The 13,871-nt window shown below is 54.1% G+C and carries 15 protein-coding genes; 7 read left to right on the forward strand and 8 right to left on the reverse strand.

The features are described 5' to 3' along the window. Positions 1 to 58 precede the first annotated feature (58 nt). From AAGD24_RS10425 to ycaC, 3 genes are all read right to left on the reverse strand, one after another. Positions 59 to 922 (reverse strand): pirin family protein, encoded by an 864-nt coding sequence (locus tag AAGD24_RS10425; protein WP_379864993.1) that lies wholly within the window; start codon positions 920 to 922, stop codon positions 59 to 61. A gap of 175 nt (positions 923 to 1,097) precedes the next feature. Continuing rightward, positions 1,098 to 1,775, reverse strand: a complete 678-nt coding sequence (locus tag AAGD24_RS10430; RefSeq protein ID WP_379864995.1) for a hydrolase — start codon at positions 1,773 to 1,775, stop codon at positions 1,098 to 1,100. A 77-nt stretch (positions 1,776 to 1,852) separates the two neighbouring features. Continuing rightward, the gene (gene ycaC, locus AAGD24_RS10435) at positions 1,853 to 2,479 is read right to left on the reverse strand and encodes an isochorismate family cysteine hydrolase YcaC (RefSeq protein ID WP_041334861.1); all 627 of its coding nucleotides are present in this window, start codon (positions 2,477 to 2,479) and stop codon (positions 1,853 to 1,855) included. Between the two features lie 162 nt (positions 2,480 to 2,641). Between ycaC and AAGD24_RS10440 the strand changes: the two genes are divergently transcribed. Next, positions 2,642 to 3,562 (forward strand): LysR substrate-binding domain-containing protein, encoded by a 921-nt coding sequence (locus AAGD24_RS10440; protein WP_085680689.1) that lies wholly within the window; start codon positions 2,642 to 2,644, stop codon positions 3,560 to 3,562. A 56-nt stretch (positions 3,563 to 3,618) separates the two neighbouring features. Here the strand turns inward: AAGD24_RS10440 and AAGD24_RS10445 are convergent, their stop codons facing one another. Then, a complete protein-coding gene (locus tag AAGD24_RS10445) occupies positions 3,619 to 4,791 on the reverse strand; it encodes an MFS transporter (RefSeq protein ID WP_379864997.1) in 1,173 nt (390 codons plus the stop codon). Between the two features lie 107 nt (positions 4,792 to 4,898). Here AAGD24_RS10445 and AAGD24_RS10450 point away from each other — a divergent pair, with 107 nt between their 5' ends. After that, on the forward strand, positions 4,899 to 5,783 hold the full coding sequence (locus tag AAGD24_RS10450; RefSeq protein WP_379864999.1) for a LysR substrate-binding domain-containing protein: 885 nt from the start codon (positions 4,899 to 4,901) through the stop codon (positions 5,781 to 5,783). 144 nt (positions 5,784 to 5,927) lie between these two features. After that, positions 5,928 to 6,755 (forward strand): DUF4437 domain-containing protein, encoded by an 828-nt coding sequence (locus AAGD24_RS10455; protein ID WP_379865000.1) that lies wholly within the window; start codon positions 5,928 to 5,930, stop codon positions 6,753 to 6,755. Positions 6,756 to 6,851: 96 nt separating this feature from the next. Here the strand turns inward: AAGD24_RS10455 and AAGD24_RS10460 are convergent, their stop codons facing one another. Both AAGD24_RS10460 and AAGD24_RS10465 read right to left on the reverse strand, forming a co-directional pair. Continuing rightward, positions 6,852 to 7,664: an SDR family NAD(P)-dependent oxidoreductase gene (locus AAGD24_RS10460; RefSeq protein WP_379865002.1), complete on the reverse strand. Its 813-nt coding sequence runs from the start codon at positions 7,662 to 7,664 to the stop codon at positions 6,852 to 6,854. A 56-nt stretch (positions 7,665 to 7,720) separates the two neighbouring features. Beyond that, complete coding sequence (locus tag AAGD24_RS10465) at positions 7,721 to 8,707, reverse strand: zinc-dependent alcohol dehydrogenase family protein (protein WP_379865004.1); 987 nt, start codon at positions 8,705 to 8,707, stop codon at positions 7,721 to 7,723. A 120-nt stretch (positions 8,708 to 8,827) separates the two neighbouring features. Here AAGD24_RS10465 and AAGD24_RS10470 point away from each other — a divergent pair, with 120 nt between their 5' ends. Further along, on the forward strand, positions 8,828 to 9,763 hold the full coding sequence (locus AAGD24_RS10470) for a LysR family transcriptional regulator (protein WP_379865005.1): 936 nt from the start codon (positions 8,828 to 8,830) through the stop codon (positions 9,761 to 9,763). Positions 9,764 to 9,811: 48 nt separating this feature from the next. On the opposite strand, the gene AAGD24_RS10475 is transcribed toward AAGD24_RS10470, so the two are convergent. Beyond that, positions 9,812 to 10,063, reverse strand: coding sequence for a hypothetical protein (locus tag AAGD24_RS10475; protein WP_036207210.1), 252 nt, complete (start codon positions 10,061 to 10,063; stop codon positions 9,812 to 9,814). Positions 10,064 to 10,477: 414 nt separating this feature from the next. Between AAGD24_RS10475 and AAGD24_RS10480 the strand changes: the two genes are divergently transcribed. The 3 genes from AAGD24_RS10480 to AAGD24_RS10490 all read left to right on the forward strand — a co-directional run bounded on the left by AAGD24_RS10480 (position 10,478) and on the right by AAGD24_RS10490 (position 12,911). Further along, a complete protein-coding gene (locus tag AAGD24_RS10480; RefSeq protein WP_007152209.1) occupies positions 10,478 to 11,503 on the forward strand; it encodes a lipid A deacylase LpxR family protein in 1,026 nt (341 codons plus the stop codon). A 118-nt stretch (positions 11,504 to 11,621) separates the two neighbouring features. Beyond that, a complete protein-coding gene (trxA, locus tag AAGD24_RS10485) occupies positions 11,622 to 11,945 on the forward strand; it encodes a thioredoxin (RefSeq protein WP_007152208.1) in 324 nt (107 codons plus the stop codon). Positions 11,946 to 11,963: 18 nt separating this feature from the next. Then, on the forward strand, positions 11,964 to 12,911 hold the full coding sequence (locus tag AAGD24_RS10490) for a LysR family transcriptional regulator (protein WP_007152207.1): 948 nt from the start codon (positions 11,964 to 11,966) through the stop codon (positions 12,909 to 12,911). Here AAGD24_RS10490 and AAGD24_RS10495 read toward each other — a convergent pair. Next, positions 12,908 to 13,837, reverse strand: coding sequence for a LysR family transcriptional regulator (locus tag AAGD24_RS10495; protein ID WP_379867333.1), 930 nt, complete (start codon positions 13,835 to 13,837; stop codon positions 12,908 to 12,910). The two genes, AAGD24_RS10490 and AAGD24_RS10495, sit on opposite strands and share 4 nt — an antisense overlap. Positions 13,838 to 13,871: the final 34 nt, after the last annotated feature.

The following is a 13,871-nucleotide window of genomic DNA, read 5'->3' on the forward strand; positions in this document are numbered from 1 at the left end:
ATGATTGGGGGCGACGTCCTGTCAGCCCCTCAAAAGCAGTTCATGCTCTATACCCTCCCTAGAGAGCGCCGAATTTTCCTGATTGAAAGTCGAGCATGGCCTTTTTAATTTCTCCCTCTGTATTCATCACAAAGGGTCCATAGCCCGCGACCGGCTCATCAATGGGTTCTCCACTCAACACAAGCAGCCGAGCGTCATTATTGGACTCCAGCACAATCTCTTGACCTTCTCTGTCCAGGTTAGCAAGCTCTGCCTCACGCAACACATCAGTGTCATTGATCTGAACTGAACCGTTCAGCACTGCCACCAAGGTGGTGTGGCCTTTGGGCACCGGCAAATTCACACGGGCACCAGGCTCCAGCTTAAGATCCCACACATTGATTGGCGTAAACGTTCTGGCAGGTCCTTTATGCTCAAGATACTCACCGGCGATGACTCGGAGCGTTCCACCATCATCTTCCAGGGACACAAAAGGGATATCCTTATTGAGCAACGTCTGGTAAGCCGCCGGCGTGTCCTTTGCCGATGCTGGTAAGTTGACCCAGAGCTGCACCATTTTCAGCAAACCACCTTGTTCAGTGAATTGCTGTGAATGGAACTCCTCGTGCACGATTCCCGCGCCAGCGGTCATCCATTGGACGTCTCCCTCGCCAATGAGCCCACCTGCACCCGAGGTATCCCGGTGTTCCAGCTCACCGCTGTAGACCACTGTCACGGTTTCAAAGCCTCGGTGTGGATGTTGACCAACCCCCCGGGGACGTTGAGCCGGAGGAAATTCCGATGGCCCGGCGTAATCCAGTAGCAGAAACGGCGAGATATTCGATGCGCCCATGCGATCGTAGGAGAAGAGCGAACGAACCGGAAAGCCATCACCCACCCAATGACCGCGAGGGGGACCATACGTTGTCAGAATCTTTTTCACTTTGACCTCCTAACGGGTCCATCGACCCAACGTTTTTACTGCATCAATGTGACGATAAAACAGCGTACGGGCCCTGAATAGATAGCAATATTCGCACTCAGTGTTCTATTCCTAGAACGCTTGCCGCCCGACACAACCTGACCGGACGGCGCCGTTTGACTGAATCAGTCAATCATTATCGGTTTGAGTCCAGCGCCTCATTGTTCTGGACTACCTCTTGCGCTCTGGCGTAGCTTTCGATGAGCAATTGGTAGGCAGGGAAGATATAGGTATAGGCTTCCGCCCATGCCTGCGCATCATCACGATGCCAGGTTTTTTGCAGCTCTGAGGCGACCGCAGCGGTGTCCATCGGAACCACACCGGCCTGGACAACTCGAGCCATCGTGATCTCTTGAGCCATTTTGCTGTAGGTGCCGGATGCATCGACGACCGTGAATACCTTATAGCCGTCAGCTACGGCGCTAATAGCAGGGAAGGCCATGCACACGCTAGTGATTGTCCCTGCAATGATTAGCGTTTTGCGACCGGTTGCTTCTACCGCCGCAACGAAATCCGGGTTATCCCAGGCATTGATTTCACCTTTGCGTGCCACGTATTGCGCATGGGGCGCGTTTTCGTGAATCTCCGGTATCAGTGGGCCGTTAGGGCCCTGGGGGACAGATGCCGTGGTGATCACGGGAAGCTTGGATAGTGTGGCAATTTTAGCCAGTGCAGTGGCACGAGCTCGAAGTTCGGTCATGGGCATGTCACCGATGGTCTGAAACAGACCGCTTTGGTGATCAATCAGAAGCAATACGGCGTCGTCTGGATCAATAACCGGGCGCTGACCATTAAAATTTTCGGGAGAAGTCATGATGATATTCCCTGTATAAAGATACTATGGGTTGGGGGAGGTATTCGCTGGAAGGACACGAATACCCCGTCATTACGCTACTGCTTCTCAGGCAGAGTGTTGTAACTGGTAATCAAGTTTCGGTAGTCAGGAATGTGGTTTGAGAACAGGGCTCCCAGGCCTTCAATATCGTTGCGCCAGTCACGGTGCAGCTCACACGCCAGCCCAAACCAAGTCATCAATTGGGCACCGGCCTGCGACATCCGGTCCCAGGCCGAATGCCGGGTCAGCTCGTTGAACGTGCCGGAGGCGTCCGTCACCACGAATACGTCGTAGCCTTCGGCCAGCGCAGAGAGCGCCGGAAAAGCAACACACACTTCTGTCACGACGCCGGCGATGATCAGTTGTTTCTTTCCCGTATCCTTAACGGCCTTAACAAAATCTTCATTGTCCCAAGCGTTAATCTGCCCTGGGCGGGCGATGTAAGGGGCAGAGGGAAACTGTTCTTTCAGCTCCGGAACCAATGGGCCGTTAGGGCCAGTCTCAAAACTGGTTGTCAGAATGGTCGGAAGCCCAAAGTATTGAGCCAGGTCACCCATCGCCAATACGTTGTTCTTGAATTTGTCCGGGTCAATATCGCGGACCAAGGAGAGCAGGCCAGTCTGATGATCTACCATCAGTACCGCAGCATCGTTTTTATCGAGTCGAACATAGGGTTTGCTCATGACGTTCTCCTTTCTGGGCTTAGACGGCGCAGTGCACCGTCGTCGTTGGCCCCCTCTCCTTTGGCACTGGAAAAGGGAATAAATTTAACGATAGTTCAGCCAGGGTGGCCTGAGTAGGCACTAATTCTTATACTCAGAGTTCTATATATAGGACGATCGTATATGCAGGATCTGAACGATCTTTTTTACTTCGTGAAGGTGGTAGATCACGGCGGATTTGCGCCAGCGGGCAGGGCACTTGGGTTACCCAAATCCAAGTTGAGCCGGCGCGTGGCAGAGCTCGAGAGTCGGCTTGATACCCGACTGATTAATCGCTCACCGCGTGTCTTCACTGTTACGGAGTTGGGGAAAGAGTATTATCGCCACTGCGTGGCAATGCTGGTGGAGGCCGATGCGGCACAGGAAGTCATCGATCATTCCCGCTCCGAGCCAGTGGGTTCGATACGGGTGAGCTGCCCGCCGGGAATCATCTACTTTCTGGTGGCCCCGTTGATTATCCGGTTTATGCAGCAGTACCCGAAAGTAAAAATCGAAATGGAGGCTACGAGCCGACGGATCGACGTTGTCAGGGAGGGGTTCGATGTTGCCTTGCGAGTGAGATACCCGCCGCTCGAAGACAGTGACTTAACGATGAAAGTGCTGTCTAAAAGCCCTCAGTGCTTGATGGCCGCGCCAGAGGTGGTTGCGCAGTATCCGAAACCAATAACTCCCGATGATTTATCAAAACTTCCCAGTATCGATTTTGAGCAATGGGATGGACAGCATGTCTGGTGCCTGGATGGGCCCGCTGGTGCGGCCGTTAAAATCCATCACCAGCCACGCCTGGTCACCGATGATGTCTTTACGTTGCTCAAAGCTGCTGTGGGTGGTTTAGGTGTGGTAAAAATGCCGCTCATCGTCGGTGGGCAGGACCTGATTGACGGCAATCTCGTCAGTATTTTACCGGACTGGCGACCACGCGGAGGGATTTTCCATGCTGTTTTCCCGTCGCGCCGAGGGCTGCTTCCTGCGGTAAGAGCATTTTTGGACTTCCTGGCAGACTCACTCGAGGAAGTCGATTTCAGGTTACCGGATAACGACTGATTAAAAACCGTCATGACACACGTCAATGACCTCCCTTTCGAGAGGCCTTTGAGAGATCAGGCGGTAGCCGTTTCGTGGTTATCCAAGGTGGCGGAAATGCGGGTCAGAAGCAGCGCACTGAGAACAATCACGCCGCCAATCCAGGGCGTGTTCATCAACCCCATGTCGGCCACCACATGGCCTCCGAGCCAGGCGCCGACGGCAATCCCAATGTTGAAGGCCGCGATGTTCAGGCCGGAAGCAACATCCACGGAATGCGGAGTGTAACGTTCAGCCAGTTGGACCACATACACCTGCAAGCCTGGCACATTGCCGAAGGCAAATGCACCCCAAACCAGAAGGGTGATCACGGCTGCAACCGGGTTGTAAGCGCTGAAGGTCAGAACGAACAGGATGGCCGCGAGGCCGCCAAAAACGATGTACAGCGCTGAGGTTGGCCCAAAACGATCGGCCAGCTTTCCACCCCAGATATTCCCAGCGGCCACAGACACACCGTAGACGAGCAGCAGAAGGCTGACCATGCCGGAGGCAAAACCGGTGACGTCTTCGAGGATCGGGGTCAGGTAGGTGAAGGCCGTGAACGTACCGCCATACCCAACGGCGGTCATCGCGTACACCAGCAGCAGTCTCGGGTGAGTGATGACCTCAAGCTGCTGACGCAGGGTTGCCGGCTTTGACTGCTTCAGGTTCCTGGGTACCAAAAAAGCACTGCCGATCAACGCTATGGCCCCCAGTACGGCGACGGTCAGAAAGGTGGCTCGCCACCCGAACGTCTGTCCGATAAAGGTTCCCAGGGGAACGCCCGTTACCAAGGCAACGGTAAGCCCGGTGAACATGATGGCAATTGCGCTGGCCTCTTTTTCTTTCGGTACCAGGCTGGTGGCAATGGTTGAACCGATTGAGAAGAACACACCGTGTGCAAGGCCGGTGAGAATTCGGGCAGTAATCAGTGAGCTGTAATTCGGCGCCATCCAGGCCAGGATGTTACCGATGATGAACAGCCCCATCAGCGAAAGCAACACCAACTTACGATTCCAACGGCCGGTCAGGGCAGTGAGTACCGGTGCACCTATAGCAACACCGAGCGCGTACAAACTGACCAGAAGGCCAGCAGACGGGAGGGTAACGCCCAGATCCTGGGCAATAGTGGGAACCAGTCCGACAATGACAAACTCGGTGGTCCCAATCGCAAAGGCACTCAAAGTGAGTGCGAAAAGTGCAATGGGCATAGCGGCTCCTTAGCAGTGAGCGGGAATGAATTGACGATGCCTAGTTTGCGGCCGCATACTTTTGCGATAAACAGTGGTTTTTAAAAAATACTTTTGCGGAAAATGAAATGAAAAGCCGATCGGACGACCTTCACTTCCTGCTGTCAGTGGTGGACAGCGGAAGCTTCAGTAGCGCGGCAGAACAACTTGACGTATCTGTGACCCGGGTGTCGCGAGCGGTCTCCCGCCTCGAACAGAGCTTGAATACAACGCTGCTGAACCGAACCACCCGCAAAGTGGGGCTGACCGAGGAAGGGCGGCTGTTTGTAGCGAAGGTAAGAGATGGCCTGGCTTCGCTGGAAGAGGCCGAAGAGCAATTGGCCATACGTAAACAAAGGCCGGCGGGCCGCCTACGGGTGGACGCCGCTAACCCATTCCTGTTGCATCAGATCGTGCCTCATGTCCGGGAGTTTCGAGCCGCATATCCGCACATTGAACTTGAATTGACGGCAAGTGATCAGATTGTCGACCTGCTGGAGCGCCGGATTGATGTGGCTATCCGAATCGGAAGCCTGGAAGACTCGACGCTCCATGCCAAGGCATTGGGTCGGTCTACGCTGTCAGTGGTGGCTTCGCCGGAGTACCTGAAGCGGCGTGGTGGCTGCGACTCGCCGGAATCACTCGCTGGCCACGACACCATCGGCTTCACCACACCGGAAGCTTTGAATGTATGGCATTTTGGCGAAGGGCTACGAATCAGGCCGACGGTACGAGCCAGTAGTGGAGAAGCTGTACGCCAACTCTGCCTCGGCGGAAACGGTCTGGCGTATCTTTCACGGTTCATGATCGACAAGGACCTTGAACGAGGCGACTTGGTGGAACTGATGGGGGATCAACTGGTGCGCCCCAATCCAAGGGAGTTGGTCAACGCCGTGTACTACAGGAACACAACACTGTCTGCGCGCATTCAAGTGTTTCTGGATTTCTTCAGTGCACGCTGGAAAAGCCTGTAACGACGTTACGCTCCCCTTAATGACGAAAGTTCCCCGGGAATTACTTCATTTTTACGAAAACTAAAATCGGAAACTGCCCGTTTTTATCCGATATCGCGGCGACTAGGCTTGTAGCTCTCATCATATTTAAAGTGGAGCTATCAAATGTTTTCCAGCAGGCTGTTTTGTGCACTGATGGTTGCCGGTACCGCGACGGTGGCGAATGCCGACACCGAAAACAGCGGTTCTCTCGTGAAAGTTGTGCCGGCTGATGACGTTGAGTGGGGGTATCTTAATCCTCTTCGCGGCGTACTGAGCCCTGGTGCGGCAGACCTATGGGGAGATCGCACGACCGACAACGCCACCGGAATGCTCGTTCGGTTCAAGCAGGGTTTTGAGTCTCCTCCCCATATTCACAACATTACGTATCGCGGCGTTGTCATCGAAGGGCTGATGCATAACGACGCCCCAGATGCACAAAAAATGTGGATGCCGCCCGGGTCTTTCTGGACACAGCCAGCCGGCGAAGATCATACAACCGCGGCAAATGGCGACACCAATCTGATTTACCTGGAGATAGACTCCGGTCCCTATCTGGTTAAGCCTTCCGACGAGAAATTTGATAACGGCGAACGCCCGCTCAACCTGCATGAAACCAATATTGTCTGGCTCAATAACAGTGAGCTACACAATATTGAAGCGGACAACGTGGAAGCCACGTTCGTATGGGATAGTGATGCCGATCTGGGCGGCTCAATGATCAAGATTGCGTCCGGCTTTGAGGGAGAAATCAGTACGAATGCCAGCGAATTTCGCGCGGTTGTGATCGGTGGCGAGGTTACCTACCAGGCAAAGGGTCTGGATACTGAAAAGCACCTTGAGGCTGGAAGCTATATCGAATCGACAGGGCGCTTCACGCACCGAATAGCAAACGACAGCGATAGGGCAGCGACCCTTTATATCCGTACGAACAGCCGGTACACCGTAAAGTAGAGAAATTACCGTGATCATGGGTCATGTCGAGATCATCGGCAATGACCCGCTCAGGCTACCTGCGGCTTCGACTACAGGTATTAGCCCAGGAGTATTTTATGACTTTTCGCGGCCAACCAGCTCTTCGATAACCGCTAAAACCGCAGCGCACTTCTCTTCATTCAGTGCGTCGGAATGGGGCGGGCCGAATTGACCTTTGTCGTTGTCAAAATAGTGGCCTGACGCATTGGCAAATTCGTCTGAAAGCGCGGCCCTGGCGAGAACATCGGCGCCAATCGATAGGCTTTTTCCGGCAATGCCAAACCCCTCTTTCACCATCTTTGACGCCAACAGCGAGCCCGGGTTTACGGCTACAAACACTGGCCCCCGACTGCCGAGTGACGCTGCCAGTGCATTGTTCCACATGGTCAACGCCAGCTTGCTCTGAGCATAGGCCGACATGTCGTCCAGAAGCCGGTTTTTTCCCCGTAGGGCGTCAAGTTCCACCGGAGCCTGTGCGGCCGACGACAGATTTACCACCCGTGAACCGGGCCTCATGATTGGTAACAGGTGTTTTGTCAGTAGGTACGGCGCAACCGTATTCACGGCGAACCGAACATCCAGTCCGTCCTGGGTGATTGTTTCAGGAACACGCATGACACCGGCGTTGTTGATGATGACGTCCAGTTGGCCATGTTCTCTGGTGATGGCATTTGCCAGAGAATCCACTTCCGCCAAACGCGACAGATCCGCCTTATAGGTGTAGATCAGTCCAGCGCCTGTACTGTCTGCCAACTTTCTTTCTGTCGCCTCCAGTTTTTCCGCGTTGCGCCCGTGTAAAAGCAACGTGTGGCCTTCGGAACAGAGACGCTTTGCGGTTTCCAGGCCGATTCCATCAGTGGCGCCGGTGATCAGAATTTTCTTGGTCATACGAGTGCCTCGTCACGCTGGACATTCAGGAAAAGCGTCATCCCTGGTCAGTTGAATCAAACCTCTACAACCACCTTACCAACCGCCTGCCCACTCGTCAGGCGATCATGAGCCTGGCCGACCTCAGAAAGGTTGAAGCGCTGCTCATCGAGGAGGGGTTTAACGGCACCCAGTTCCACGATCTGCGCCAACTGCTCCAGAATGTTGCCGTGCGCTTCCCGATGATGGTTGTGCAGCATGGGAATCAACATGAACACGACATGAATCGACAGCCCTTTGAAGTGCGCGGTGGTCAGATCCAGTTCAACCATGGCGACAGTCGTAGTCACATGGCCATTCAGGGCAGCCGCTTCAAAGCTGTTGGTCATATTGGCGCCACCAACTGTATCGAAAACCACATCGAACCCGGCACCGGATGTGTGGGCTTCGACATAGTCGGCAACGGATTCAGTCATGTAATCGATTGGCGTGGCGTCGTAGCCTTCGATGATGCTGAATGCTTTAGCACCCGTGGCAGTGGAGTAAACATTGGCGCCGAAATGCTTCGCAAGTTGGACCGCTAGATGGCCTACGCCGCCGGTACCGCCATGCACAAGTACGTTCTGCCCGGCTTTGACACCCGCACGTTGAAGACCCTCGAATGCAGTGATGCCAACCAACGGCAACGCCGCCGCTTCACGCATAGACAGGCTCTTGGGCTTATGGGCAATCAGCCGTGCGTCGGCAGGCATAAACTCGGCGAGAGCGCCCTGCAGATCAGCCAGCCCGCCAGCACAGCCATACACTTCATCACCGGGAGCGAAATCGGTCACGCCTTCGCCTACGGCTTCAATCGTTCCCGCGAAGTCCATGCCAAGAACAGCAGGCAGGTCAGGTGACAGCGGAAGATCCTTCCCCATCTGGCGAATCATCGTATCGACGGTATTGATACTCGTTGCCGCAACACGCACGATCACCTGGCCCGGTTGTGCGGAAGGCTTGGCCACCTCTGCCGACTCGAATGCCGACTGTTCACCGTACTGATTAAGAACCATTGCTTTCATCGTGTACCTCCAATTCATTGCTTGGGTTGGTCAAAACTCTATCGACAAGATTAATGGTTCGCATAATCGCAATAAATGGCCAATAATGGTTTTCAGTATTCGTTAAATGGATATAAAACTGTGAATACCGAAGGCATTAAACTGTTCGTTCTGGCGGCGGAAAAACTCAACATCAGCGCTGCGGGCCGGGAATTGGGAATGCCTCCAGCAGTTGCCAGCGCCAGGCTCGCGAAACTTGAGAATGCAGTTGGGGCAGACCTTTTGCGACGCTCAACCCGGAAAGTAGCGCTTTCCACTGAGGGCGCAGAATTTCTACCCTTCGCCAGAGAAATACTGGCACAGGAGAACGCAGCCCTGGCGGCGATGGGGTTCGGCAATGAACATGTGGCTGGGACATTGAGATTGACTGCTTCCAGCACGTTTGCCCAGCAATACGTGTTACCGCTGGTGCCGGATTTTCTGGAGCTTTACCCGGGCATCAATCTGGACTTGCGGCTGTCGGATATGGAGCTTGATCTCATCCAGGGAAGTTTTGACCTGGCATTGCGGGACTCGGTGCTTCCAGACAGTAATTTGAAGGCTCGTAAACTGGCAGACGACAAACGGTTGTTGTGCGCTTCCCCGGACTACCTGGCGAAGTGGGGCACACCGAAGCATCCAGGCGACCTTTGTTCCCACCAACTGATTGCGTTTAAATCCCAGGCGACCATCAACCTGATTGGCCCAGATGGTGAACAGGGTAAATTCAACCCGCGTGCGCCCGGTAACCGCCTGATCATTGATGATGGGCTGAGTCACAAGATCGCCACCATGGCAGGTGCTGGCATTGCCATGCATGCTCTATGGAGTGTTCATCGTGAACTTGCGGAGGGCACATTGGTACAGGTTCTTACAGACTTCCGGATGGACGCAGAGCCGGCGCTCTGGCTAGTTTATCCCAAGTCTAATGTTTTAACGGCGAAGGTACGGGTCTTTATTGATTTCCTGTTGGAGCGGATTGGTAACCGTCCACCGTGGTTGGAGGGAGAGGCGGTAACGCCATCCGAAGCGGATTGACAAAAAAGCACCGTCCCTGGTGCCAAGACGCAAAGAAAGACTTATCGCTCAACCGTGGCTTTCAGGCCGCACTTCACCTCGGATAACGATGTGACCGCTGTAGGGGGCAGGTTCTGCTGAACGGCCTGCTGCGTCACGATCCTGTATCTCACCACGTATGACGAGCTGGCCGCTGTACGGGGCCGGTTGAGCGTTTTCAAAATGAGTCTCGTCGGATTTCCGATCAGCCAGGGTCGCGTGTGCAGGCAGCGCAGCAGCGGCCAAGAGTGATGTAAGGGCAACCAGTACAGTTGTACGCATAACATGTTCTCCAGTTTTGATAAGCGAAGGCTGATCTCCGTTTCGCCAATCGGCGCGAGATCAGATGGAGTGGAGTATGAGCTTGAAGAGAGGTCACGAATAATCAGGAGGCCACATGAGTCACATCACCAAAACTGATAAATAGAGCTTTTCGGCGACTTACTTCGATGTTTCCTATCTTGACTGATTTTATCGAAATGCATGGAAATAAATTAAATACAATATGTTAAACGACTAACTTAAATAATTTTATAGAACGCGCCCCACCGACAATGATGTAAACATCGCAGTACAAACACCTATTCATCAAAATACATGATGTTTTCAATATTGAGCCCTGATTAGTCGCGCAAGGCGTTCAGTTGAAAAATAGCAGCCAACTTGTTTCCGACCTATCGTCTTTCGGAGTTGGCCATGTCTCATCGTCTGCTTGTACTTTTTCTCACTGTTCTGGTTTTGTCTCCGATGGCTCATGCTGAGAACTCTGATTCTGTCATTGCGCTTTCTACGGACAATGATCTTTTTGCACCCACCCAAACCGATCGGGATTACACCGCAGGTGTGGCCATAACCTATTCCTCAAACTCGGAGGACTTCCTGGAAAATCCGGTTTCCGGAATCAGCCAAAACCTGGACAGGTTCGTGTTGTCGGGTATTGGCGCAGATATTAACGAGCCCGAAAGTGCAGCCCTGGAATTTGGCATCTACGGATTCACCCCTGAGGAAATCAAGGCGAGGGATATCGATCGGGATGATCGTCCCTACAGCAGCCTCGTTTATTTATCGTCAAGCCATAGTTACAGGACCCTGAGTGACGATTCCGGGTGGACCACCTCGATGACCGTCGGAGTGCTGGGCCTGGATGTTTTTAAATCGGGTCAGAATGCGGTTCACAAGGTGGTAGGAAGTGACCGTGCCAACGGCTGGGACCATCAGGTCTCCAATGGCGGGGAACCAACATTCCGATACTCCGCTGCCTATCATCAGTATCTGGATGAAAGCCGGCCGGACCAGCAATTCAAAGTCACGTATTTCGGGTCGGTGGGTTATTTGACTGAGTTTGGTGCCGCGCTTGTTTTTCGGGATGGGCTCATTTCCTCCCCGGACAATCGTTTCAACCCTGAGCTTATGGCCTACGGCGAACGAGCGCCGGGAGTCGCGGCCCCTGGCGGCCGGGAGCACTATTTCTGGGGCGGCGTGTCTGTTAAAGCTCGGGCCTACAATGCGTTCCTTCAAGGCCAATTCAGGCACTCCGACCACGAACTGGGTGCCAACGACCTTAACATGCTCCTGGCGGAAATCTGGGCGGGCTATACCCACAGTTTCGTCGCTGGCACCGAGTTGAGTTACGTGCTCCGGGTCCAGAGCTCCGAAATTAAGAGCGGGACCGGAAACCGCACGCTTGCGTGGGGTGGGCTGGTATTCAGTAAGCGCCTTTAACGGGCTCTATGCCAACCCATCATTGTGAGAAATGGGATCTATATGGCACTGAAATTAGTGCTATCAGCTTGGAGGACCCAGTATTGAAAGTGAGCAATTCCATTCAGGAGCAGATATTATGACGACCATTATTCATGTAACCGATGCGAATTTTGAAGAAGCGGTTGTTCAGAGCGACCGGACAGTTCTGGTTGACTTCTGGGCACCCTGGTGTGGCCCCTGCAAGACGGTAGCCCCGCTGCTTGAGGATATCGCCGATGAGTTCAGTGAGCAACTGACCGTTGCCAAGGTCAACGTGGATGATAGCCCGGAGATTACTGCAAAAATGCGTATCCGTGGCATTCCAACATTGGCCCTGTTTCAGGATGGCGATGTGATTGCCCAACATGCCGGGGCAGGGAGCCTCAGCCAGTTGAGAACGTTCGTTAAAGGGCACTTATAGTTACGCCGAGAACTTACTATGAAAACTCAAGAGCTCCAGTTGCTGTACATCTTCGATGCCATTATGACGGAGCGTTCAGTGACTCGTGCGGCGGATCGCCTGGCCATGACACAGCCTGCGGTATCAAATGCGATTTCCAGGATGCGCCAGATCTGGAATGATCCGCTCTTTGTGCGAAAGGGGCGCAACATCGAACCCACCTCCTATGCGCTCAGTCTATGGGATCAGGTGGGTGACCCTATGTTCGCGCTGACAAACGCCGTCAGCGCTACGCAGTTTGACCCGGCCTCCGCCCGGCGGACGTTTCGCATTGCAGTAACCGACGTCATCGTCGAGATGATCTGGCGTCAGCTTATTGACTTGCTTGAGCGTGAGGCGCCGGGCGTGGACGTACACGCCGTTCCCTATACACCTGAAGGGAGCTATGACGACCTGAGATCAGCTCACGTTGATCTCGCGATTGGCGTGCTTAACCAGCACGATTACAGTTTGCGGAGTACCTGGCTTCTTGATAGCGGATTTGTTCTCGCAATGCGGGCAGACCACCCGCTGGCAGGCCGGCAAATCACCATGGAAGAGTTTCTGGAAGCCCGGCATCTGTTGGTTACCATGTCGGGCGACGCCCACGGTTCTGTTGACAGTTATCTTGATCAAAAAGGGCAGAGCAGGCGTATCGCCGCAACAATGAACCATTTTGCGTCCGTTCCTCAAGTGTTAAGGGAGTCCAATCTCATCGCGGCCGTTCCTGAGTTGATCAGCCAGGACTGCGGGTTCGTCGATGGGTTATGGATGGGGGAGCTACCCTTCGATGTGGACCCAACCAGCCTCTACCTCATCTGGCACGCACGCCATGATAGAGAACCGGGGATTATCTGGATCAGGAATCATATCGAAAGACTGCTCCAGGCTCGCTGGCACGACATCATGACCAATTCGCCCTGTGGCCGGCACCTGAAGGCGGTCTAATCATGGCTAGGCAGTATGCCGCGTGTAGTCATGGCGTTTATAAGGCTTTGACACTGCTGTTTGAGGTGGTCCCTCAGCAGGCGCATGGCAGGTGTGATGGATTGCCGGGGCGGGCAGATCAGCCACAGCTCTGACACCGGTGGCGTGTAGTCGGGCATGACGTTCATCACCCGGCCGGACAGCAGATCATCGGATATATCGAGGCAGGATTTGACCGCCATACCATGCCCGGCGATGCACCAGCGCCGAACGAGATCGCCGTCGTTGGACGCCCGATTGCCTCTCATTTTCACCCGGTATTCCTCACCATCCCGTTTGAAGGTCCACAAGTCGTAGGGAATGTCCTGCAACTGATAGAAAAGCCCGTTGTGGCCCGTGAGGTCGTGTGGATGAATGGGGGTACCCTGTTGGTTCAGGTAATCGGGTGTTGCGCAGAGCAGTCGGGGGACATCACAGATTTTGAATCCGTACAGGTTGGCGTCACTGGGTGAGCCATACCGTAGGGCCATATCAACCGAATCCCGAAAAAAGTCCACATTGCTGTCGGTGATCTGTACCCGCAAACTCAGCCCAGGGTGAGATGTCATCAATTGGTCGATCCAGGGCACGACGCGATTTCTACCCAGATCGGATGACACCGATAGCCGAATTTCTCCCGCCACTGTTTCTGTGCCAAAGCGAATATTCTGTCTGGCCTCATCCATCAGTGTCAGCGCCTGCCGGCATTGGGGCAGGTATTTCTCCCCGGCGGCCGAGAGCCGCAACTGACGGGTAGAGCGTACAAACAGCTCTACCCCTAACTCATGCTCCACACGTTTTACGGCGGCGCTCGCCGTCGCAGCGCGCATATCCAGGCTGGTGGCAGCCGCGGTGATGTTGCGGAACTCGGCCACTTTAAGCACAACGGTCAGATCGTCAAAGTTCATTTTCAAAAATTATTTGATTATGTTTATGGGATTA

The organism is Marinobacter sp. M5B (genome assembly GCF_042604615.1).
Lineage (GTDB): Bacteria > Pseudomonadota > Gammaproteobacteria > Pseudomonadales > Oleiphilaceae > Marinobacter > Marinobacter salarius.

Excerpts from the sequence above, each read along its gene's own strand:
- AAGD24_RS10480 (WP_007152209.1), top strand. The coding sequence starts at position 10,478 with ATGTCTCATCGTCTGCTTGTACTTTTTCTCACTGTTCTGGTTTTGTCT.
- AAGD24_RS10465 (WP_379865004.1), bottom strand. The coding sequence starts at position 8,707 with ATGAAAGCAATGGTTCTTAATCAGTACGGTGAACAGTCGGCATTCGAG.
- AAGD24_RS10445 (WP_379864997.1), bottom strand. The coding sequence starts at position 4,791 with ATGCCCATTGCACTTTTCGCACTCACTTTGAGTGCCTTTGCGATTGGG.
- AAGD24_RS10455 (WP_379865000.1), top strand. The coding sequence starts at position 5,928 with ATGTTTTCCAGCAGGCTGTTTTGTGCACTGATGGTTGCCGGTACCGCG.
- AAGD24_RS10495 (WP_379867333.1), bottom strand. The coding sequence starts at position 13,837 with ATGAACTTTGACGATCTGACCGTTGTGCTTAAAGTGGCCGAGTTCCGC.
- AAGD24_RS10430 (WP_379864995.1), bottom strand. The coding sequence starts at position 1,775 with ATGACTTCTCCCGAAAATTTTAATGGTCAGCGCCCGGTTATTGATCCA.
- AAGD24_RS10450 (WP_379864999.1), top strand. The coding sequence starts at position 4,899 with ATGAAAAGCCGATCGGACGACCTTCACTTCCTGCTGTCAGTGGTGGAC.
- AAGD24_RS10460 (WP_379865002.1), bottom strand. The coding sequence starts at position 7,664 with ATGACCAAGAAAATTCTGATCACCGGCGCCACTGATGGAATCGGCCTG.
- AAGD24_RS10490 (WP_007152207.1), top strand. The coding sequence starts at position 11,964 with ATGAAAACTCAAGAGCTCCAGTTGCTGTACATCTTCGATGCCATTATG.
- AAGD24_RS10475 (WP_036207210.1), bottom strand. The coding sequence starts at position 10,063 with ATGCGTACAACTGTACTGGTTGCCCTTACATCACTCTTGGCCGCTGCT.
- ycaC (WP_041334861.1), bottom strand. The coding sequence starts at position 2,479 with ATGAGCAAACCCTATGTTCGACTCGATAAAAACGATGCTGCGGTACTG.
- AAGD24_RS10440 (WP_085680689.1), top strand. The coding sequence starts at position 2,642 with ATGCAGGATCTGAACGATCTTTTTTACTTCGTGAAGGTGGTAGATCAC.
- trxA (WP_007152208.1), top strand. The coding sequence starts at position 11,622 with ATGACGACCATTATTCATGTAACCGATGCGAATTTTGAAGAAGCGGTT.